This is a genomic window from Actinomyces sp. Z5 (assembly GCF_003287795.1).
GTDB classification, from domain to species: Bacteria; Actinomycetota; Actinomycetes; order Actinomycetales; family Actinomycetaceae; genus Actinomyces; species Actinomyces glycerinitolerans.
Genome location: NZ_QMIN01000026.1, coordinates 1 through 20,598 on the forward strand (window position 1 = coordinate 1; position 20,598 = coordinate 20,598).

Annotated in this window: 16 protein-coding genes and 1 riboswitch; of the genes, 13 read left to right on the forward strand and 3 right to left on the reverse strand. The window is 69.6% G+C overall.

Annotation, left to right across the window (positions count from 1 at the left end; all coding sequences use genetic code 11):
* Positions 1–234 precede the first annotated feature (234 nt).
* From DRB06_RS02830 to DRB06_RS02840, 3 genes are read left to right on the forward strand one after another with little or no spacing between them, the layout of a single operon-like run.
* Positions 235–1,014 carry a hypothetical protein gene (locus DRB06_RS02830; RefSeq protein ID WP_111819089.1) on the forward strand — a complete coding sequence of 260 codons (780 nt, stop codon included), beginning with the start codon at positions 235–237 and terminating at the stop codon, positions 1,012–1,014.
* A gap of 58 nt (positions 1,015–1,072) precedes the next feature.
* Positions 1,073–1,276, forward strand: a complete 204-nt coding sequence (locus DRB06_RS02835; protein ID WP_073333116.1) for a CopG family transcriptional regulator — start codon at positions 1,073–1,075, stop codon at positions 1,274–1,276.
* Entirely contained in the window at positions 1,273–1,644 is a 372-nt protein-coding gene (locus DRB06_RS02840; protein ID WP_111819090.1) for a type II toxin-antitoxin system death-on-curing family toxin, read from the forward strand. The genes DRB06_RS02835 and DRB06_RS02840 overlap by 4 nt, the downstream gene beginning before the upstream one ends.
* On the opposite strand, the gene DRB06_RS02845 is transcribed toward DRB06_RS02840, so the two are convergent.
* Both DRB06_RS02845 and DRB06_RS02850 read right to left on the reverse strand, forming a co-directional pair.
* Entirely contained in the window at positions 1,641–2,744 is a 1,104-nt protein-coding gene (locus DRB06_RS02845) for an ADP-ribosylglycohydrolase family protein (protein WP_111819091.1), read from the reverse strand. The genes DRB06_RS02840 and DRB06_RS02845 overlap by 4 nt on opposite strands.
* Positions 2,745–2,802: 58 nt before the next feature.
* A complete protein-coding gene (locus tag DRB06_RS02850; RefSeq protein ID WP_139240998.1) occupies positions 2,803–3,567 on the reverse strand; it encodes a hypothetical protein in 765 nt (254 codons plus the stop codon).
* Between the two features lie 361 nt (positions 3,568–3,928).
* Between DRB06_RS02850 and DRB06_RS02855 the strand changes: the two genes are divergently transcribed.
* The 8 genes from DRB06_RS02855 to DRB06_RS02885 all read left to right on the forward strand — a co-directional run bounded on the left by DRB06_RS02855 (position 3,929) and on the right by DRB06_RS02885 (position 15,113).
* Positions 3,929–6,337 (forward strand): glycoside hydrolase family 3 N-terminal domain-containing protein, encoded by a 2,409-nt coding sequence (locus tag DRB06_RS02855; protein WP_258522122.1) that lies wholly within the window; start codon positions 3,929–3,931, stop codon positions 6,335–6,337.
* Positions 6,338–6,349: 12 nt separating this feature from the next.
* Positions 6,350–7,705, forward strand: coding sequence for a histidinol dehydrogenase (gene hisD, locus DRB06_RS02860; RefSeq protein WP_073333284.1), 1,356 nt, complete (start codon positions 6,350–6,352; stop codon positions 7,703–7,705).
* A gap of 246 nt (positions 7,706–7,951) precedes the next feature.
* Positions 7,952–8,212, forward strand: coding sequence for a hypothetical protein (locus tag DRB06_RS15740; RefSeq protein WP_108967626.1), 261 nt, complete (start codon positions 7,952–7,954; stop codon positions 8,210–8,212).
* Complete coding sequence (locus DRB06_RS02865; RefSeq protein WP_111819092.1) at positions 8,209–9,585, forward strand: glycosyltransferase; 1,377 nt, start codon at positions 8,209–8,211, stop codon at positions 9,583–9,585. Before DRB06_RS15740 ends, DRB06_RS02865 begins: the two co-directional genes overlap by 4 nt.
* A complete protein-coding gene (locus DRB06_RS02870) occupies positions 9,582–10,265 on the forward strand; it encodes a hypothetical protein (protein WP_073333129.1) in 684 nt (227 codons plus the stop codon). Before DRB06_RS02865 ends, DRB06_RS02870 begins: the two co-directional genes overlap by 4 nt.
* Positions 10,266–10,325: 60 nt before the next feature.
* Positions 10,326–11,537: a non-hydrolyzing UDP-N-acetylglucosamine 2-epimerase gene (gene wecB, locus DRB06_RS02875; RefSeq protein WP_258522124.1), complete on the forward strand. Its 1,212-nt coding sequence runs from the start codon at positions 10,326–10,328 to the stop codon at positions 11,535–11,537.
* Positions 11,538–13,448 carry a DUF2334 domain-containing protein gene (locus DRB06_RS02880; protein ID WP_309300321.1) on the forward strand — a complete coding sequence of 637 codons (1,911 nt, stop codon included), beginning with the start codon at positions 11,538–11,540 and terminating at the stop codon, positions 13,446–13,448. It abuts the gene before it with no gap.
* 12 nt (positions 13,449–13,460) lie between these two features.
* Positions 13,461–15,113, forward strand: a complete 1,653-nt coding sequence (locus DRB06_RS02885; protein ID WP_111819093.1) for a Tat pathway signal sequence — start codon at positions 13,461–13,463, stop codon at positions 15,111–15,113.
* A 62-nt stretch (positions 15,114–15,175) separates the two neighbouring features.
* Here DRB06_RS02885 and DRB06_RS02890 read toward each other — a convergent pair whose 3' ends face one another.
* Positions 15,176–17,479, reverse strand: coding sequence for a RecQ family ATP-dependent DNA helicase (locus DRB06_RS02890; protein ID WP_111819094.1), 2,304 nt, complete (start codon positions 17,477–17,479; stop codon positions 15,176–15,178).
* 73 nt (positions 17,480–17,552) lie between these two features.
* Positions 17,553–17,655: riboswitch (SAM riboswitch) on the forward strand.
* 8 nt (positions 17,656–17,663) lie between these two features.
* Between DRB06_RS02890 and DRB06_RS02895 the strand changes: the two genes are divergently transcribed.
* A complete protein-coding gene (locus DRB06_RS02895) occupies positions 17,664–18,860 on the forward strand; it encodes a cobalamin-independent methionine synthase II family protein (RefSeq protein WP_111819095.1) in 1,197 nt (398 codons plus the stop codon).
* A gap of 35 nt (positions 18,861–18,895) precedes the next feature.
* A complete protein-coding gene (locus DRB06_RS02900; RefSeq protein WP_111819096.1) occupies positions 18,896–20,563 on the forward strand; it encodes a sodium:proton antiporter in 1,668 nt (555 codons plus the stop codon).
* The last annotated feature ends 35 nt before the right edge of the window (positions 20,564–20,598 follow it).

The following is a 20,598-nucleotide window of genomic DNA, read 5'->3' on the forward strand; positions in this document are numbered from 1 at the left end:
GTGCGACGTCGCGCCCGGCCGGGCCCATGGGCGCCATGATAGTGGGACCGGCCACGAATTGTGAACGTTCACTGTGGGTGACGGCTCGCGCGGTGGAAGTCTCCCGGCGTACACCGGTGGACAGCTCGGCGGCAATATCGTGTCCCGCTCGCGTAGCTCGGCGACTCCCGGCACTCGCCGAGTCTCCGGTAAGCCCGCCGAATTCGTGTCGTACCTCCTGGATATCTTCCGCATATGACCGAGCCCACTTCCGATCCGCATCCAGCCGATCCGCAGTCCGCCGATGGGCGTGCCGACCCGTCCGCCGGTGACGGCATGACGTCCCGCTCCATGCCGGGCGTGCCCTACCTGTTCGATACCGGGCTGGTCCTGCCGACGGCGCTGGTAACCCGGGCCGGTCCGCACACCGCCTTCGTGCGCGTCTTTCCCCTCGACGCGACGGCGCAGGTGGCCGCAACCGCGCGGCGGGCCGGGTTTCGCCTGAATCGGGCTACACCCGAAGCCGACTGGCTGCTCCTGGCCGACGTCGACGGCCTGGCGGACGCGCGCCTGGCGGCACTCGCGGACGCCCTCAACGCCGCAGGATTGCGCGCCTTCGCCTACGCGGGCACCGGGCTGCCCGAGCCACGTGCGGGCGAGCGCGGTCGGCCGCGTCGCCTCGGCACGCGACGGCCGGAGGCGGCGGACGGCACCGTGTTCGTGGAGGTGAGGTTGCACGATCCGCTGTTCGGCAACGGTCCCGAGGCGCCTCCATCTGCGCAGACGGTCGTATACGGCCCTTCCGAGGATCTGGAACTGTTCCAGGAGGCGGCCGCGGAGCGCTTCGTCATTGAGCCGGTGCCCGAGATCGGGGGAGTGGCAGCGCTGTGGATCGACCATGCGGAGGTGGCGGCGGGGCTGACCAGCATCGAGGCCCTGGTGGAGGAACTCGACGCCGCCCTGCGGGAGTGCGGCCTGCAGGGGCCCGTGCACATCGTCGATCGGCGGGATGCGCCGGCTGGGGGCGGAGGATGATAAGGGCCGGCCTCTCGGCAGCACCTGGATCCTGCCACCAAACTGGTATCATTCTTGAGTGGCTATGACTCTGCGGCTGAACGAGCGCCAGGATCGACTTCTCAGAGAGTTGGCCGCGGCGCAGAACATCTCTAAGCAGGAGGCCGCTGCGCGCGCGATTGTGGAGACGGCCGAGCGCCACCTGCATCAGGAACGGCTGGCCGAGCTTTCCGAGCAGACTCGGACCCGTTACGCCGATCTCCTGCGGAGGCTCGGTGAGTGAGGGTACGTTTCCTCGATTTGGAAGACCTACTTGCACTCGCAGCCGACCTCGGCGTGCGGGAGGTACGGGATCTGGGTTTGTTGGCCGCCGCAGCGCAGCGGCCAACGACCACTCTTTACGGACACGACGCATACCCGACTTTGGCGGCGAAGGCGGCTGTCCTCCTGGAATCGGTTGTTCGTAACCACGCGTTGGTCGATGGGAATAAACGGCTCGGGTGGCTCTGCACGGTCGTTTTCCTGGGACTCAACGGCGTGGAACTGGACGTCGATGACGACGAGGCCTATGACCGCGTGGTGGAGGTTGCTGCGGGGCGAGTCGAGTGGCAGCGGATAGCGAGCTGGCTGAATGCAAATGGAGTGCCTTAACGGTTCAGCCCGGCCGTGGCGGTGGCCCGGGCCAGGGCGCGCAGGTCGGCGGCCGTGCGGTCGGTGCCGTCACTGCGACGCGGCAGGCCGTGCACGGCCGCGACCCACTGCGGGTCAAGCGCGCTAGCACCCAGGTAGCTGCCCGCGATCGCACCGGTTATGGCCCCGACCGTGTCCTTGTCCTGGCTGGCCTGCACCGCCCGGTCCAACAGCAGATTCATCCAGACGCGCGCCACCTCCCCGCGGTCACCGCTCATGGCCGCCGCGGAGCGGTGGCCGGCGCGGTTGGCGAAGATGAAGGCGAGTGTCGCGTGTCCGAGTGCGTGCACCGCGAAGCCGTCGCCGGCCGGCGGGGCCTGGTAGTGGTCCGCGTCCAGAATCCCGCCGTCGAACAGGTCATGCCAGTACTCGCGACGCTCGGCGGGAATCAGGTCCAGGGTCGCCAAGGCGTTGGCCCCGAAATACGGCATCCCCTGCCACGCCGGTGCCATCACGTTGGCACGGATCATCTCGGCCTGAATCACGCAGGCGTCCCCGGCCAGGGGATCGGCGTGCGTCAGCTCGGCGACCGCTCGGGCGGCGGCGGCCGTCGCACTGCGGTCGCCCAGGCGGGTCAGGCCCACGACCCCGTTGCGCATCAGAGCACCATTGCCCGCCGTCCGGCCGGTGCGCGCATGCAGGTCCGCGGCGGCTGCCCGCATCCGGGCGGCGATTCCCGGCGCAGCAGCGGTGTCGGCGACGGCGTCGATCACCGCGCGGGTCTGGGCTCCCACATCGGTGGCGCCGTCAACGGTCACCCAACGGCACCAGCCGCGCGCAATCTCATCTAGGGCCGCGTCCTCGGTCAGGTCCGCGCCCGTGGCCGTAATCTCGGCGATGTACAGGGACATCTGAGTGTCGTCGCTCCACTCGCCCGGTGCATAGTCGCCGAAGCCGCCGCCGAGCAACTGCGCGGGACCCTCCAGGGGCACCTCGCCCGGTTCGTAGGGCACCCCCATGACATCGCCGACCGCCTGCGCCAGCAGCACGCCCTCAACGCGGTCCAGCTGGGAGTCGGTCAGGGCGCCCGCGGAAGCGGAGTTCGGGTTGGCGAGTCTCATGACGGTAGCGTAGGGGGCGAATGGTTTGGCTGTACGAGGAGTCGAACACCGCGGCCCGCTACCGGATCGGCTCCAGCGCCGGGTGCCGCAACAGCCCCTGGACGCCGTGCGCGGTCCAAATCGCGCTCACCGAGGCGATCAGGCTGGCTGGGCCCTGCACCCGCAGTGGTGAGGTATCGTCAAACTCCAGGATCAGGGTGTCCTCATTCAGAGCGGGATAGATGCCCACGGCACCGCTGAACCAGAAGGACAGCCACCTGCCGTCAAGATGATGAATGAGAATGCGCTGATCGGTCACCAAGCATCTGGTCATCTGCCCCTCGCGCCATTGGGCGGCGGCCTGACGCAGGGCAGCATTGCGACGTGCGCGGTTTCCCAGCGCCGTCGCACCCAGGCCGGCGACTACGAACAGGGGAGAGCCGGAGAAGAAGGCGCTCGACTCCCAGTAGGTGACCTCCTGGCCGTAGAACCGGGAGTAGTGCGCGGAGCCGTTGAACAGGATTCGCTCGCCGTGATTGAGATTGACGTCCCAGGCCGGGCCGAGGTCCAAAGACTGTGTCGTTGCCAGGTCCGTGGCCACCGCCCGTGCATGCTCAATCGCCATCTGATGGTCATGCACCATCGCCAGCATCCGCGCCTCGCGGCGCGTGGGGTGTCCATGCGCGAAGCGGTAGGCACGCCAGTGCCGCCAGGTGCAACGCCCAAACCGGCTCATCGCCTGCCACACCAGGAACAGGAACAGCGGAGGGGCGGCCAGTATGAGCAGGAGCTGGCCGCCGTCTTCCGTCTCGGCTCTCCACGCCGGGAACAGGGCTGTGGACATGAATACCCACACTGCGATCGCAGCCAGCGTGTAGCCGATCCAGTGGACATGGTCACGCCAAACCGGGCGCGAGGGGAGCGGAGAACGCGGAGAACGGAGGGAATTGCGCATTGGGCACCTCAGGTCGGAACGGTCGGGACCGGACATAGGACCCTGCAATGGATACGCAGCGGCGCCTGCCGTCCGGTCTCCGGAGACGCACTCACGGTAACGCCGGCATACGACACGATTGTCCGGCGCTTGTGGATAACCCCGTGCTCAGGTGTCTGTCGCCCGGCCTGTGGAAAGACGGCGCAACCCTGGGCGCTCGTGCGATGCTTGCCCCAGCGCCCGCGCGTCGTCGCCCGAAGAAGGAGCTTCCGTGACCACCCCAACGACCGGCTCAAATCCCGACTCCCACTCCGACGTCCCCGTCGACGCCGAGCCCGCCGTCACGCTCTACCCGCAGGACGACGGCCCCACCCTGGGGGTCACCTCAGCCCCCGTGATCGAGGTCGACGGCCGCCTGTTCAAGGACCTGGCCCGCACCGGGACGCTGCTGCCCTACGAGGACTGGCGGCTGCCCGCCGCCGCGCGCGCCGCCGACCTCGCCTCCCGGATGAGCCTGGAGGCGATCGCCGGGCTCATGCTCTACTCGCCCCACCAGCCGGTCCCCAACCCCGGCGTCGGCCCCTTCGCCGGCACCTACGGCGGCCGCCCCTACCCGGAGGCCGGCGTACCCGCCTGGGCACTGACCGACCAGCAGCGCGCCATGCTCACCGCCGACCACGTACGTCACGTGCTCGTCTTCACCCTCCAGGATGCGGATACCGCCGCCCGCTGGAACAACGCCATGCAGGCGCTCGCGGAGTCCGAACCGCTGGGCATCCCGGTGAACACCTCAACCGACCCGCGCAACGGTGCCGCGGAGGCCTCCGGCGCCGAGTTCGCCACCTCCGCCGCCGATGTGTCCCGCTGGCCGGAGGGATTGGGCATGGCCGCCCTGTTCGAGCCCGACCGGGTGGCCGAGTACGCCGCCATCATCTCCCGCGAGTACCGGGCCCTGGGCATCACCACGGCGCTCGGCCCCCAGATCGACATCGCCACCGACCCCCGCTGGATGCGGCTGCAGGACACCTGGGGGCCGCACTCCGGCCTGGTGGCCGACTACACCCGCGCCTACTGCGACGGCATGCAGACCACTCCCGACGGCACCGGCGCCGCCTTCGGCCTGACTCCGGGCCACGCCGACCTGCCGCCGACGGCCGTCTCCTACGCCGACCCCGGCTGGGGCGGCGCGTCGGTGTCAACCATGGTCAAGCACTGGCCCGGCGGCGGCACCGGTGAGGGCGGCCGCGACGCCCACTACGGATTCGGCAAGTTCGCCGTCTACCCCGGCGGCAACGAGTCCGAGCACGTGCGCTCCTTCGACGCCGCCTTCCACCTGGACGGCCCCACCGGATCGGCAGGCGCCGTCATGCCCTATTACACGATCTCCTGGCATTACCGCACCCCCGACGGGAAGGTGCTCAACGGCGAAGGCGCTCCGACGCCGCCGCGGGCCAACGCCTACAACCGCGCCATCGTCCACGACCTGCTGCGCGAGGGCCACGGCTTCGACGGCGTGGTGTGCACCGACTGGGGCATCACCGCCGATCCCGACCCGGAGATCGACCACTTCGGTCAGCGCTGCTACGGCGTGGAGGACCTGGATGTGGCGGGCCGCCACCAGCTGGCCATCGACAACGGCGTGGACCAGTTCGGTGGCAACAGTGAGGCCGCCCCGATCATCGAGGCCTACCGCCGTATCGTCGCCCGCGACGGCGAGGCCACGGCCCGCGCCCGCTTCGAGGCCTCCGCCTCGCGCCTGCTGCGGGTCTTCTTCCGCGCCGGACTGTTTGAGAACCCCTACCTCGACCCGGCCGGATCCACCGCCGTCGTCGGCTGCGAGCCCTTCACCGCCGCCGCCCGCGCCGCCCAGCGTGACAGCCTGGTGCTGCTCAAGAACCGTAGCGCCGTAGCCGTTTCCGACGACGCCGCAGACGATGCCGCGCCCGTGCTGCCGCTGGGCACCGACGTGCACCGCGTGTGGGTGCCCACGCGTCATGTGGACGCCCAGCCCGGCTTCATGCGCGGCGGCGAGCCCGCCCGGGACATCGACCCCTTCGACGCCGCCGCCTCGCCCTACATGCGGGCCGACACCCCGCAGGAGGCCAACGCCGCCGTCGTCTTCATCGAGTCGCCCCTTTCCAACCCGTACTCGACGGCGGACCGTGACGCCGGCGGCAACGGCTACCTGCCGCTCACGCTCCAGTACTGCCCCTACACCGCCGCCACGGCCCGCCCCCGCTCCCTGGCCGCCGGCGACTTCCGTGAAACCGGGGACCGCGCCTACCGCGGCAAGACCAACCGGGCCGCCAACGCCACCGACTTGGATGCGGTCATCACCGCCCGCGAGTCGATGGGGGACCGGCCCGTCGTCGTGGTGGTGCGCTTGCACAACCCGGCCGTGCTGGCCGAGCTTGAGCCCTACGCAGACGCCATCGTGGTGGACTTCGGCGTGCAGCAGCGGGCCGTGTGGGAGCTGCTGGCCGGCGATTTCGAGCCCAGGGGGCTGCTGCCGATCACGCTGCCGGCATCCATGGAGGCCGTCGAGGCGCACTGCGAGGACCTGCCCTTCGACTACGCGGCCTACACCGACGCCGCCGGGCACGCCTACGCCTTCGGGTTCGGCCTGAACTGGTCCGGCGTCATTGATGACGTGCGCACCCGCCGCTACCGGAGCCGGTAGGCTCTCACCATGCTGCTGAACCGCATCGACCTGCGTGACTCGAACCTGACCGCCGGGGAACTGGCGGCGGCCCTGCCGCGTGCCGACCAGGATGTCGCCGCCGCGCTGGTGGCCGTGGCTCCCACCATCGCCGACGTGCGTGAGCGTGGCGCCGCCGCGCTGCGAGACGCCGCGGAGCGCTTCGACCACGTGCGTCCGGCCCACCTGCGGGTGCCCGCGTCGGCCCTGCAGGCGGCCCTGGACGGGCTGGACCCGCAGGTGCGCGATGCCCTGGAACTGGCCATCGCCCACAACCGTGCCGGGCACGTCGCCCAGCTGCCAGTCGAGCGCGACACCGAGATCATCCCGGGAGGGCACGTCATCCAGCGCTGGATCCCCGTACGCCGGGTGGGCCTGTACGCACCCGGCGGCCTGGCCGTCTACCCCAGCTCCGTGGTGATGAACGCGGTCGCCGCGCAGGTGGCGGGTGTGGAGCAGATCGCCCTGGCCTCCCCGCCCCAGGCGGATTTCGACGGCCTGCCCCACCCCACCGTGCTCGCGGCCTGTGCGCTGCTGGGCATCACCGAGGTCTATGCGGTAGGCGGTGCCCAGGCCATCGCCATGTTCGCCTACGGCGCCGAGGCGGCTGACGACGTCGATCGCGCCGACTCCCTGGCCGGCGGCGGCGACGGGCGCATCCTGTGCGAGCCGGTCGACGTCGTGGCCGGGCCCGGAAACGTGTATGTGGCCGCCGCCAAGCGGGCGGTGCGCGGCGCCGTCGGCATCGACGCCGAGGCCGGCCCCACCGAGATCGCCATCGTCGCCGACTCCGGCGCCAACCCGGAATACGTCGCCGCCGACCTGCTCTCGCAGGCCGAGCACGACCCTAACGCCGGCTCGGTGCTGATCACCGATTCTCCCGCCCTGGCCGACGCCGTGGACACCGCGCTGGCCCGTCGCCTGGACGCCACCCGTCACCGGGAGCGCGCCCACACCGCCTTGACCGGCAGGCAGTCGGCGATCGTCGTGGTGCGGGATTTGGAGCAGGCAATTGCCGTCGCGGACGCCTACGCGGCCGAGCACCTGGAGATCCAGACGGTCGACGCCGCCGCCGTCGCCCGCCGTATTCACAACGCGGGCGCCATCTTCGTCGGCCCCTACTCGCCGGTCCCGTTGGGCGACTACCTGGCCGGCTCCAACCACGTCCTGCCCACCGGTGGCACCGCCCGCTTCGCCGCCGGACTGAACGTCATGGCCTACCTCAAGCCGGTTCAACTCATCAACTACGACGCCGATGCACTGGCCGCGATGACCGCGCCGCTGACCGCGCTGGCCGAGTCCGAGAACCTGCCCGCACACAGTGAGGCGGCCCGCGCCCGGCGGTGCTGAATTAGTGATGTTGAATTGAGGGTTCTAAATTGGCGGACACCAATTCAGGTTTCGCTTGCATGAATCCAGGTTGCCTCATTCAACGGGGTGACTAGCAAATAGGAGATGCCGCACATCTGTGGTATTGGTGAGCGTTCGCGACGGTATTCCCGGCTGAACTGTGTTACCTTGTTCAGGTAAGTACACGAGGTCAACCTGACATCGCTTGTGTGCTGCTCCCTGGTCCCTGTCCCTGAATGAGTTAGCATGCCCTTTCTACTGTTTGCGCCCGGTGTGGGCTGCTCGGATTCCGGCGGGTTTCCTGGAGGATTGCAAGTCCTCGCCCGTGTGTCGCTCGATTTGTCGGGCTTCGGTTTCCTGGTGATCGCCCTGTTGTTTCTTGCTCTCAATCTTTACGGATCCCTCGCGTACCGCCGAGCCCGCGTTGCCGACGCGAGCGGGGCGCCGACAACGCAGACCCCCGAAGGCATCGGCCAACCCCGCGAGCCGGGAGCGGCTGCGGCATGAGTCGGGATCAGTTCAGTCGGGTCATCGCCAACGAAGGCCTCGCGGCCGCTCTGGACGCGGTCGGATTCTGGGCCGCCGTCTGCATGGTGGTGGTGGCGCTGACCTACATGCTGGTGCTGGCGTGTGGTGCCTATACCCTGGCCGGGAGGCGCAGGCGCGCCGGGCAACGGGAGCGCATGTCACCGCCGTTACCGCATCCGGTTGGAACACCACTGCAGATCGTGGTGCTGATGCCCTGCCTCAACGAGGCCGCAGTGATCGGGCCATCGGTGGCGCGTCTGCTGGAGGACCCCAATCCGGCGCTGCACGTCCTGGTGGTCGACGACGGGTCGGATGATGCGACGAGCGAGATCGTGAGCACCATCGCCGACCCGCGCGTCGCGTTGCTGCGACGCGATCCGCCCAACGCCCGGCAAGGAAAGGGCGAGGCACTTAACCACGCTGTGGAGATCGTTCGTGAGCGATACCGGGACATCGATCCCGAGCACGTCATAGTAGGCGTAGTCGACGCCGACGGGCACCTCGACCCCACCGCCTGGGACGTGGTGCGCGGCGCCTTCCGCGACCAGACCGTGGGTGCCGTCCAGCTCGGCGTGCGCATCTCCAACCGCGGCGGTTCGTTGTTGGCCCGGATGCAGGACATCGAGTTTGTCACCTTCACGTCGATCTTTCAGCAGGGGCGCCGCCGCATGCGGAGCGTCGGCATGGGGGGAAACGCCCAGTTCGTGCGGCTGGCCGCGCTGAACGCGCTGGGAAGGAGTCCCTGGACGCGGTCCCTGACGGAAGACTTCGACCTGGGAATCCGGCTCAACGGCACCGGATGGATCAACGAGTTCAGGGGCGACGCCGCAGTGCATCAGGAGGGCGTCACCTCCCTGCGGCGGCTGATTCGCCAGCGCACCCGCTGGTTCCAGGGCAATCTGCAGGCCCGTAACCTGCTGGGCTTCATCGCCCGGCACCTACGGGGCCGCGCCCGTGCGGATACCCTGTGGCAGGTATTGAGTCCCTACCTGCTGCTCGTCGGCTCCCTGATGGTTGTCTCATTCCTGCTGATGCTGACGCTGTGCATTATCAATGTGATTCGCGGTGTGCCTCAGCAGTGGTCGTGGGTGCCCGGTACATATCTGCTGGCCTTCGGGCCGTCATACCTGTATGCCCTGGTGTATTGGCTGTATGCGCGCGAAGAGGGCGCTGGGCCTGTGCGCTGCGTGGCATGGTGCCACGTCTTCGTGCTCTACGGCCTGCTCGCAGGAGTCTTCGGCTGGCGAGCGCTGGCGCGTGAGTTCTTGGGCAGGTCCGGCTGGGCCAAGACATCCCGTGAGGCGGAGCACGGTTCCGCACCCGAAGTAGTCACTCAGGAGGCCCAACCATGACCGACACCGCTGGAAGGTCTCGGCGACGCCGCCCGCGCAAGCTGTCCGCAGCGGTGTTAGCGATTGTTATGGCAGCGACCCTTACCGCTGCCGGGCTCGTCAGGGGTGAGGAAATGAACTGCACGGCCTGGGACCTGGTGTTCGACGGGTACGGCTCGGCGTCGTGCAGCGGCAAGACGGTGAGCCTCAGGCCTGCTTCCGCCTCCGCGGCGGACGAGACCCACGCGGGACTGGCCGTCTCACGCGAAGTCAGCGTGGCCCCGGGACGGGTCACGACCTTCGAGGCGAATATGTTCACCCGCAGGCAGCTCCGGCGGGGCAGCACCCCAAATCCTTGGGAGGTCGCCTGGCTGATATGGAGCTATCAGGACAATGACCATTTCTATGCGCTCGTGCTCAAACCCAACGGGTGGGAGGTGTCCAAACAGAATCCCGCCTACCCCGGCAAACAGCAGTTCCTGGCCTCCGGCAACACTCCACGCTTCGCCGTCGGTCGGGAGCACCACGTGGACATCACCATTGACACCACCGCAAGCGGCAAAATGACCGCTGCCATCACGGTGGACGGCGAGCATCTGGTTTCCGTGACCGACACCGACTACCCCTACCGGTCCGGTACTGCGGCCGCCTACACCGAAGACGCCGACGTCGACGTGACGATCACGCCAACCAAGCCCTGAGCAGCTATTACATCCGCAAGGCCAGTCTCATCCATACCCTTGAAACCCCTGAGGAGACACATGCAAAACACCTTGGCCACCACTGCGGCGGGTGCCCGCCCACGCGTGATGCTGGTGTACGGAACCCGGCCCGAGGCCATCAAGATGGCCCCACTGGTGCGCGCCCTGCAGCACGACGAGCGTTTCGAGCCGGTAGTCGTCGTCACCGGCCAGCATCGCGAAATGCTCGATCAGGTCAATGACTTCTTCGGCATCATCCCGAACGTGGATCTCGACATCCACCGCCCCGGCCAGAGCCTGACGCAGGTAACCGTGGGGACACTGGAGGGGGTGGAGCGCGCCATTGAGCAGCTCAGCCCCGATCTGTTGGCGGTCCAGGGAGACACCACCTCCGCATTCGCCGCCGGCTTGGCGGGGTTCTACCACCAGGTGCCGGTGGCGCATGTGGAGGCCGGGCTGCGCACCGGATCCATCGCCTCCCCATACCCCGAGGAGGCCAACCGGCGGCTGCTGACACGGGTTGCCTCCCTGCACCTGTGCCCTACCGCGCTGGCCCGCGAAAACCTGCTGCGGGAGAACACCGATCCCGCAGACGTCGTAGTCACCGGCAACACCGTCATTGATGCATTACTGGACGCCGTGGCCAGGCCGGTGCCGTTCACTGATCCCGCCCTGGCTGATGCCACGGCCGATACCAGTCGACGAGTGGTGCTGGTGACCGCGCACCGCCGTGAGTCATGGGGGTCGCCGATGCAGGCAATAGGTCGCGCGGTCGCCCGCGTGGCACGCGCGCACCCCGACGACCTCATCGTGCTGCCCGCCCACCGCAACCCCAAGGTGCGGGCGGCAATCCTGCCGCATATCGAGGGATTGGACAATGTGGTCGTCACCGAGCCGCTTGAATATGGGCAGTTCTGCACTCTCATGAACCGTGCCCACCTGGTGCTCACCGATTCCGGTGGTGTGCAGGAGGAGGCGCCGGCCCTGTCCAAGCCGGTCCTAGTCATGCGGGAGAACACCGAGCGCCCGGAGGCCGTCAGCTTCGGGGTGGCCCGACTCGTCGGCACCGACGAGGAGACGATTGTCGAAGCGGTCGGCACCCTGCTGGACGACGCCGATGCTCACGCGCGCATGGCGAATGCCGCCAACCCGTACGGCGATGGGCGGGCGTGCGCCCGCGTCATCGCCGCCATGGCAGCGTTGGCCGGTGTGGGCGAGCGTGTGCCGGACTTCACCCCTGAAAGAAACATTCCCATCACCAAGGAGAACTGAGTGCTTCCCAGATTCCTGAATCGGCGCCGCAGCACCGTCCTCGGCCTGATGCTGGTGGCAGCCCTGCTGGTACCAGCCACCACTGGCCCCGCCGTGACCGCCGTAGCGGCCGAGACCGAACCTGCCATAATCCCGGTCGACATCACCCAGGAGGCGGCGGTCGAGGCGCCGCCGGAGCCCGTGGCGGCCGCCGACCAGACTCTGCCGCTGGTGGCCGCAGGCGTCGTCGACGAGGCGGAGCTAGCCCGGCCGGTCAAGGCCGCCGACGCGGACGCCGAGATACGCGACCTGCCGGCCAACGTCGCCCTGCCGGCGTCGGCACGCACATTCTCAACCGAACAGGCCGGCCCGGCCCGCACTCTGGTGCTGTTCGACTCGACCGGTGAGTACGCGCACCTGGGCGAGTACTACGCTTTAGGCATGGGCATGCTGGCCTCTCACTCGGGCACGGTGACGGCCATGCCGGTGACCGACTATGTCGCCGGCCTGGCCGGCTCTTTCACGGCGGTCATCTATTCCGGATCCACTTATGACGAGCCGTTGCCCCGGGCCTTCATCGAGGACGTCCTCACCGGTGACGTGCCCGTGCTGTGGTCCGGCTTCAACATCTGGCAGCTGGCAGCCGACACCCAGGATCGCGCCACCTTCACCACCCGGTATGGCTGGGACGCGGCCAGTTCGTACATAGACTCCACCGACACTGTCACCAGCATCGCCTACAACGGGCAGAATCTAGCCCGCAACGCCCTCAACACCGGCGGCATCCTCGCCCCCCGGATCACCAACCCGGAGCAGGTCACAGTCCTGGGGGCCGCCAACTGCTCCGACGCGGCGGGCACGGCGACCGACTGCGCGTCCATTGCGCAGTCGACCGGCAGCTCCTTCCCGTGGGCACTGAAGTCCGGAAACCTCACCTACATCGGCGAGATCCCCCTGTCCTACCTCTCGGAGCGAGACCGCTACCTGGCCGCCGCAGACATCGTGCTCGACATCCTCCAACCCGGGGCGGCCACCATCCGGCAGGCGGCTGTACGCATCGAGGATGTCAGCCCCGCCACGACGGGCACTGAGCTGCGCACCATCGTCGACTACCTGGTCGGGGCGGGGGTCCCGTTCCAGATCGCCGTCGTGCCCGTGTACACCGACCCGGGCGGGGTCTACAACGACTCGGTCCCCGAAACCATCACCCTGGCGGACAATCCGGAATTGGTCGAAGTGCTTGCCTACGCCGTCGCCAATGGCGGCACTTTGATCCAGCACGGCACCCGCCACCAGTTCTCCGACTTGAGCAACCCGTACAACGCGGTGAGCACGGACGACTTCGAGTTCATCCGCTCCTGGTGCACCGACTCAAACGACAACACCGCGCCGGCGGTTGCCTGCGCCAACGACTCCTGGGTACAGATCGGCGGCGACCTGCCCGGCACCGGCACCGCCTGGGCCACCCAGCGGGTGCTGGAGGGCAGAGCCGTCTTCACCCAGGTCGGTCTGCCCGAGCCGACGGTATTCGAAACGCCCCACTACGCGGCCACGGCCGCCGCCTACAACGGCATTAACCAGGTCTATCAGGTGCGCTACGAGCGCGAGCTCCTGCACGCTGGCCTACTGACCGGCGGAACCGGCGGAAGCTTCGACTACTTCGGGCAGTTCTTCCCCTACGCCGTCAATGACCCCTACGGCAGCCATGTGCTGCCGGAGAACCTGGGCAATGTGGAACTGGAGTCCTACAACCAGCACCCGCCGCGCCTGCCCGCGGACATCGTGGCCGCGGCGCACGCGAACCTGGTGAACACCCACGCCACAGCCAGCTTCTTCTTCCACCCCTACTACGACGTCTCGCTCTTGCAGGAGATCGTCGAGGGCGTCCGCGCGGAGGGCTATACCTTCGTACCCGCCACCGAACTGAGATGACACGGACCGCAGATGACTGCCGGAGATGATGGCGTCCGCGACGGCCCCGGGAACCGCGATACCGACGGTTCCCGGGAGCCGGCGCGGCGGCCACCGCTGAGCCGGCGCCGCGTCATCGGCCTGTTCATAGCCGCCGCAGCCACCATTGTTGCGGCGGTCCTGGCGCGTGTGCGACAACTGGCGGCGCCCCGAGACCCCACCGCACCAACCGGCTCCACCCGGGGCACGGGCGGCCTGGTGTTGCTTGATATCGCCGGGGCCGACGGCGAGCTGCTGGACTTCGACGGTGTGCTGGAGGTGCAGACCAACGGGGGCGGCGAGGACGCTCGCGACGACGCCCTGCTCGACGCCGAAACGCTTGAACTCATCGAACTGGCGCCCCTGCAAAGGCACGCCGAGGCCAGCGCTGCTGTCCAACTGCCCGCAGGGCGCACCGCTTGCCTGAATCTGTCCTGGCCGACTAGTCACGGCTACTCGGCGCTGTTGGTGGACCTGCCCGGCCCCGGGCACTATGCCCTGGCCGAGCTCGCCGCCCGCGGCCTGCACGAGGCGCAGGAGGATGTCCAGACGCGGATGCGGGCCACCGGCAGTGAGGCGCGGGAGGTGGACGTGCTCCGCACCCGGACCGCCCGGGCCTTGCAGGAGTGCGATGCCGCGGCGGCCCCCGCCGAGCGCGCCATCAGTGCCAACTCCGCCCTGGAGGCGGCAACCGCGGCGCAACTCGCTCAGGACGAGGCCGCCTCCGGGCTGGGGCCCGAAGACGCGATGTTGGGCGTGACTTTTACGGCTGCTCCTGCATCGGGACGGTCTGCACAGGCCGTGTCCCGCCTGGAAGGTGCGGGCCGGACGGTGCTGGTGCGGATCGTCGTCGAGGACACCGACGCGGTCGATGAGATGGACGGGTGGCGGCGGTGCGTCACCGAGCTGCACGAGGCAGGCGCCCAGGTCATGGTGCAGATCTGCGACTCCCAGGCACTCGTCGACTTTGACGAGGCCGCCTGGACGCGGCGGATCGCTGCGCTCATCGCCGCGTTCCCCGACGCCGACGCCTGGGAGATCGGCAACGAGCTCGCAGGGGAGTGGGCCGGCTCCGATGCCGTTGAACGGACCCTGCAGGCGGCCCGCGCCCTGGCTGCCGACCCGGCGACGGCCTCCGCCCCCCGGCTGCTCACCCTGTACTACCAGCTGGGGCAGGGCACGGCCACGGAGTCGGTCATGTCCTGGGCCGCGGTCAACCTGGGGGAGGAACTGACGGAGCTGACCGACGTCGTGGGGCTGTCCGTCTACCCGCAGTGGCACCCTCTGGGTTCCGGCGCCCGGCGCGTCCTGGACGCTCTGGGACGGGTGGTGGGCGACAAGCGCACGGCGCTGACCGAGCTCGGATACGGGGCGGAGGATCTGAACGACGGGCCGTGGTGGTTCGGCTCCCCCGACGACGTCGAGGCCGGCCGGGCAGCGGTTGCCCGGCATCTCACGGCCGCCGCGCTTGGACAACCTCGCGCTTGGGCTGCGCCGCTGTGGTGGTACTACCTTCAGGATGAGGGGGTGATTGCCCCCGACACGCAGGACGCGCCGGGCCTGTCGGGGCAGGAAGACGGCGAGGACGGCTCCGGCGCGGTGGCGCAGGACCTGGTTGAGGCGGCGCGCATCGAGGCCTCCGACTGACTCCGGATGCCGATGCCGGGTCGGGCACTAGCCCAATAGGGCCACCGAGGCGACGGCCCGACTCAGCGCTGTCCCAGAACCAGCGGGTGGACCGAGGCGGCGCCCGCCCGGCGCAGCAGCCGGGCAGCGACGGTGAGCGTCCAGCCGGAGTCGGTCCAGTCGTCCACCAGCACGACGGGGGTCCCCTTCAGGCGCGCCAGCGCGCGTGGGGACCAGTTCTCCAGCGTCAGGGACCCGGCGACCTCGGCCAGCCGGAAGGCGGACCCGACGTCGTGCCGCCCCGGCTCTCCGCGCACCCCGATGATCCCCAGCGGAACGGCCCCCAGGTGCCGGGCCACGGCATGCCCCAGGTGCCGCACGAGGTGTGGGCGCGTGCGTGAATCGACAATCACCACGGCCAACTCACCCCTGGGCGCGTCCGTGTCGCCCTGCGCGGATCGGGGTCCCAGCTCGGCGGCGAGCCGATCGGCGACCTCCAGCGCGGGAGTGCGCAGGGCAGGCGGCACCTCGCCGTCGCTGGGCGATTCGAACAACTCGCGTAGGGACGCGGACACCCCCAGCCCGTCCAGGCGGCCGACGGCGAGCCCCGGCGTCGGCCGGTCGTCGTCGGGGATGGTGCCCTTGAGCGCGGGCAGGCCCAGCCGATCCATGCCGCTCGGCCAGCGCCTGCGCGGCTCGAGCACAACGCCCACCCGGGCCAGCGCCCGGCGGGCGGCGGCCACCTCCTGCTCGCCCGGGGCGCGCGGAAGATCCAGCCCGCCGCACAGGTCGCAGGCGCCGCAGCGCCAATCCTCGGTGAGTTCGGGATCGTCGAGCACACCGCGCAGGAAGGCCATGCGACATGCCGGCTCCGCCAGCGCCTCGTAGCGCTCCATGAGCTCCTGCTCCGCGTCCCGCGCCGCCTCCACCCGCGCGTAGCGCGCCGAGTCGTAGCGCCAGGCGACACCGGTAGTCTCCCAGCCGCCGCGCACCCGCCGTACCGCGCCGTCGACGTCGAGCACCTTGAGCATCGACTCCAGACGCGCGCGCCGCAGCGGCACCACGGCCTCAAGGGCATTGGTGCTCAGCGGCCCGCCCGCCTCCTCCAGCGCGGCCAGCACCTCGCGCACCGCATCCTCGGGCGGGAAGCCCTGTGCGCCGAACCAATTCCAGATCGCCCGGTCCTCGGGCCCCGGCAGCAGGATCACCTCGGCACGCTCGACCCCGCGCCCCGCCCGGCCCACCTGTTGGTAGTAGGCCACCGGTGAACTCGGCGCCCCCATATGCACCACGAAGGCCAGGTCCGGCTTGTCGAAGCCCATGCCGAGCGCGCTGGTGGCCACCAGCGCCTTGATCCGGTTGTCCTTGAGCTCCTCCTCCAAGCGCTCCCGCTCCGCGGAATCCGTGCGCCCCGTGTAGGCGGCGACCTTCAATCCCGCCTCCTGCAACTGCGTGGCGACCTCGCCGGCCGCCGACACCGTCAGGCAGTACACGATTCCTGAGCCGGGTGTGTCCCGCAGGTAGTCGGTCAACCAGGCCAGGCGGCTGGCGGCATCCGGCAGGCGTCTCACCCCCAGGTGCAGGGAGTCGCGGGCGAGTGTCCCGCGCAGCACCAGCACCTCGTTCTCGGCTGCCGCACCGGCGGTCGCATTCCCCACCCCCGCCGGTGCGCCGAGCTGCTCGGCGACGTCGGCGCTGACTCGGGCATTCGCCGTCGCGGTGGTGGCCAGTACCGGCGTCCCCGGCGGCAGCTGCGCCAGCAGGGTACGAATACGTCGGTAGTCAGGGCGGAAGTCGTGTCCCCAGTCGGAGATGCAGTGCGCCTCGTCGATCACGACCAGCCCGGCGTCGGCCGCCAGCTGTGGCAGCACTCCATCCCGGAAGGTCGGGTTGTTGAGACGCTCGGGGGACACCAGCAGTACGTCCACCTCCCCGCGCCGCACCTGCGCCTCGATCTCGGGCCACTGCGGGGCATTGACCGAGTTCATGGTCACGGCCCGGATGCCGGCGCGTCGGGCGGCCGCCACCTGGTCGCGCATCAGTGCCAGCAGCGGGGACACGACCACCGTGGCGCCGGCGCCCGTGCGGGCGCCGGCGGAGGGGATGGGAGCGCCCGGGCGCCAGTCGGCCCAGCCCTCACGCAACAGCACGGTGGCCACGAAGTAGACGGCGGACTTACCCCAGCCGGTCCGTTGCACCACCAGCGCCCGCCGCCGCTGCACCACCAGTGCCTCAATGGCGCGCCACTGGTCCGTGCGCAGGTGCGCGTCTGTCCGGCCGACCAGGTCGCGCAGCACCGCCTCGGCGCGCTCGCGGAGCGGCGTGGTTCCGGAGACGGGTGCGGACGGGGATGCGGCGGGCGTTCTGGTCGAGACTGGCCGGATCATGGTCCCCACGCTAACCCGGACGCGCCCGCGCCCAGGGTACCGAGTGGTGGGCAGACCTTGATAGGGTGCGAGTGCACCATCCAGAGCGGCTGAGAGACCTGGCTCGTCGACGCCGCAGCAACCACGCCGTCGGCATGCGTCCGGCGGTGCGGTGCTCCCGCCAGGACCGATGGAAGGACCTGAAATGGCCAAGCAAATCCGCACCACCCATGTCGGCTCCCTGCCCCGCACCGAGGCACTGCTGGAGGCGAATGCCGCGCACGCGGCGGGCACGCTCGACGACGCCGGACTCGCGGCGGTCGTCGCCGAGCAGACCGACGCCGTCGTCGCCCGGCAGGCCGAGATCGGCCTGACGATCGTCAACGACGGCGAATACGGGCACGCCATGACCGAGAAGGTCGACTACGGCGCCTGGTGGTCATACTCCTTCACCCGCTTCAGCGGCCTGGAGCTACTCGACCAGCTGCCCGAGCGCAAGCCCACGCCGGCCGGCAAACTCGAACTCGACGCCATGACCGACCGCCGCGACTGGGTCGCCTACGCCGACGCCTACGCCGACCCCACCTCCGGCATCCACCTGGCCACACGCAGGCCCTGGGTTTTCCCCGTAGTCACCGGCGAGATCCGCTACACCGGTCAGGACATCGTCGCCCGCGACATCGCCGCACTCAAGCACGGGCTCGAAAGGGCCGGCAAGCCGCTGAGCGAGGGCTTCGTTGCCTCCGTCAGCCCGGCGTCGGCGGCCCGCGTGGGCAACTACTACTACGAGGACGACGAGGCCGCCGTCTGGGCCTGGGCCGAGGCCCTGCGGGAGGAGTACCGGGCGATCACCGACGCCGGACTCACGGTCCAGATCGACGCCCCCGACCTGGCCGAGTCCTGGGACCAGTTCATCACCGAACCGCCCCTGGAGGACTACCGCCGCTTCTCCGCCGTGCGCATCGAGGCCCTCAACCACGCCCTGGAGGGCATCGACCCCGCCCAGGTGCGCTACCACGTGTGCTGGGGCTCCTGGCACGGCCCGCACTCCACCGACCTCGGCTTCGACAAGATCGTGGACCTGGCACTGTCCGTGAACGCCAACGGATTGAGCTTCGAGGCTGCGAACGTCCGCCACGAGCACGAGTGGAAGATCTGGCAGGACACCGCCCTGCCCGACGGCAAGTACCTGATCCCCGGAGTGGTCTCCCACGCCACCAACGTGCTGGAGCACCCGGAGCTGGTCGCCGACCGCATCGAGCGCTTCGCCCGGCTGGTAGGGCCCGAGCGCGTGGTCGCCTCCACCGACTGCGGCCTGGGCGGACGCGTGCACGCCCACATCGCCTGGTCCAAGCTCGCCTCCCTGACCGAGGGCGCCCGGCTGGCCTCCGCGCGCCTGTGAGTCTCCTTCCAGGCGCCGCGTCCTAGGGTGCGGCCGTGGAGATTCTCATCATCGCGGTCGCGGGCCTGCTCGTCATCGCCGCCGGCAACCAACTCGCCCCCAGGGTCGGCGTAGCCTCCCCGCTACTGCTGCTAGCCCTGGGGGCGGGTGTCGGTTTCCTGCCGTTCGTCTCGGCGATCGAGCTGGATCCCGACATCGTCCTCGAAGTGGTGCTCCCGCCGCTGCTGTTCTCCACCGCGGTGTCCATGCCCGTGATGGACTTCCGGCGCGAACTGCGCGCCGTCGCGGCGCTCGCGGTCGGACTGGTCGCCGTCAGCGCCACCATCATCGGCTTGGTGGTGCACGCCGTAATGCCCACGATCGCCCTGCCCTGGGCGATCGCCCTGGGGGCGGTGCTGAGCCCCACCGACGCCGTCGCCATCACCGTCGCCCGCGGCTCGGGCGTCTCCCAGCGGATCATCACCATCCTGGAGGGGGAGGGGCTGTTCAACGACGCCACCGCCCTGATCCTGCTGTCCTCCGCCACGGCCGCGGGCATTGCTCACAGCGCCGACGCCCTGCAGCCGGCCGCGCTCGTCTCCGGCTTCCTCACCTCGCTGGCCCTCGCCCTGGCCATCGGCTGGGCGGTGGGGGAGGGCAGCATCCGGGTCCGCTCCCGCATCACCAACCCGACGGCGGACACGGTCGTGTCCTTCACCATCCCCTTCCTGGCGTCCCTGCCCACAGACTATCTGGGCGGTTCCGGGCTGGTCGCCGCCGTCGTCGCCGGCCTGGTCATCTCCTTCCGCAGGCCGCGACTGCTGCCACCCGCCCACCGGCAGACCGCCCAGCAGAACTGGCGCACCATTGAGCTGATTCTGGAAGGCGGCATCTTCCTGTTCATGGGGCTGCAGGCATACGGGATCGTCCAGGACGTGGTCGACGGCGGCTTCGGCCTGCGCGCCGCCGTGCTTCTGGCAGCCGGAACCGGCGCCCTGGCCGTCCTGGTGCGGGTGGCCTTCGTGGCGCCGCTGCTGGTCTGGCTGCGTCGCGTGCGTCGCCGCCACCGCCAGCATCTGGAGGAGGAGCGCCAGCGGCTGGAGCGCTTTGAGACGCGCCTGGAGCAGGCACGTGACATCGACGACGAGCTGTTGGCCAAACACGGCCTGTCCGCGGAGCAGTGGCACCAGGCGGTCACCGGTTGGCGCGACCGGCTGGAGCGCGGCCAACGGCGTCAGCGGCGCCGGGGAGCCGACCTGGACTACTTCACCGCCGATCCTCTCGGGCCACGTGAGGGGGCGGTGATCGTGTGGGCGGGCATGCGCGGCGCCGTAACCCTGGCCGCCGCCCAGACCCTTCCCCTAACCACACCCAACCGGCCGTTCCTGCTGCTGGTGGCCTTACTGGTCGCCAGTGGGTCACTGGTCATCCAGGGACTCACACTCGGCGGTGTCATCCGGCTGGTCCGCCCGCGCATGGCCTCTCGCACCGCCGATGATGCCGAGCGCGAGCGGTTGCTCCGGTTACTGGGCGACGCCGCCACCAGCCGGCATGCCGACGCGCTCACCCCCGCCGAGGCGCGCGAACTCGCCATCGAGACCATCCGTGTGCAGCGCCATGCCCTGCTCGATGCCCGCGATGAGGGTCTGTTCTCCTCCAGCAGCCTGGAGTATGCGCTCGAACGCTTGGACGCCAAGGAGATCCTGCTGACCACCGCGGAATAAGACGCGTGCCGGGACCGGGCGGACTCCGCGTAGAC

Bases quoted from the DNA above. Each gene is read 5' to 3' on its own strand.
- DRB06_RS02850 (WP_139240998.1), bottom strand. From the start codon at position 3,567: ATGTCCACAGCCCTGTTCCCGGCGTGGAGAGCCGAGACGGAAGACGGC.
- DRB06_RS02845 (WP_111819091.1), bottom strand. From the start codon at position 2,744: ATGAGACTCGCCAACCCGAACTCCGCTTCCGCGGGCGCCCTGACCGAC.
- DRB06_RS02890 (WP_111819094.1), bottom strand. From the start codon at position 17,479: ATGATCCGGCCAGTCTCGACCAGAACGCCCGCCGCATCCCCGTCCGCA.
- DRB06_RS02895 (WP_111819095.1), top strand. From the start codon at position 17,664: ATGGCCAAGCAAATCCGCACCACCCATGTCGGCTCCCTGCCCCGCACC.
- DRB06_RS02830 (WP_111819089.1), top strand. From the start codon at position 235: ATGACCGAGCCCACTTCCGATCCGCATCCAGCCGATCCGCAGTCCGCC.
- DRB06_RS02865 (WP_111819092.1), top strand. From the start codon at position 8,209: ATGAGTCGGGATCAGTTCAGTCGGGTCATCGCCAACGAAGGCCTCGCG.
- DRB06_RS02870 (WP_073333129.1), top strand. From the start codon at position 9,582: ATGACCGACACCGCTGGAAGGTCTCGGCGACGCCGCCCGCGCAAGCTG.
- DRB06_RS02885 (WP_111819093.1), top strand. From the start codon at position 13,461: ATGACTGCCGGAGATGATGGCGTCCGCGACGGCCCCGGGAACCGCGAT.
- wecB (WP_258522124.1), top strand. From the start codon at position 10,326: ATGCAAAACACCTTGGCCACCACTGCGGCGGGTGCCCGCCCACGCGTG.
- DRB06_RS15740 (WP_108967626.1), top strand. From the start codon at position 7,952: ATGCCCTTTCTACTGTTTGCGCCCGGTGTGGGCTGCTCGGATTCCGGC.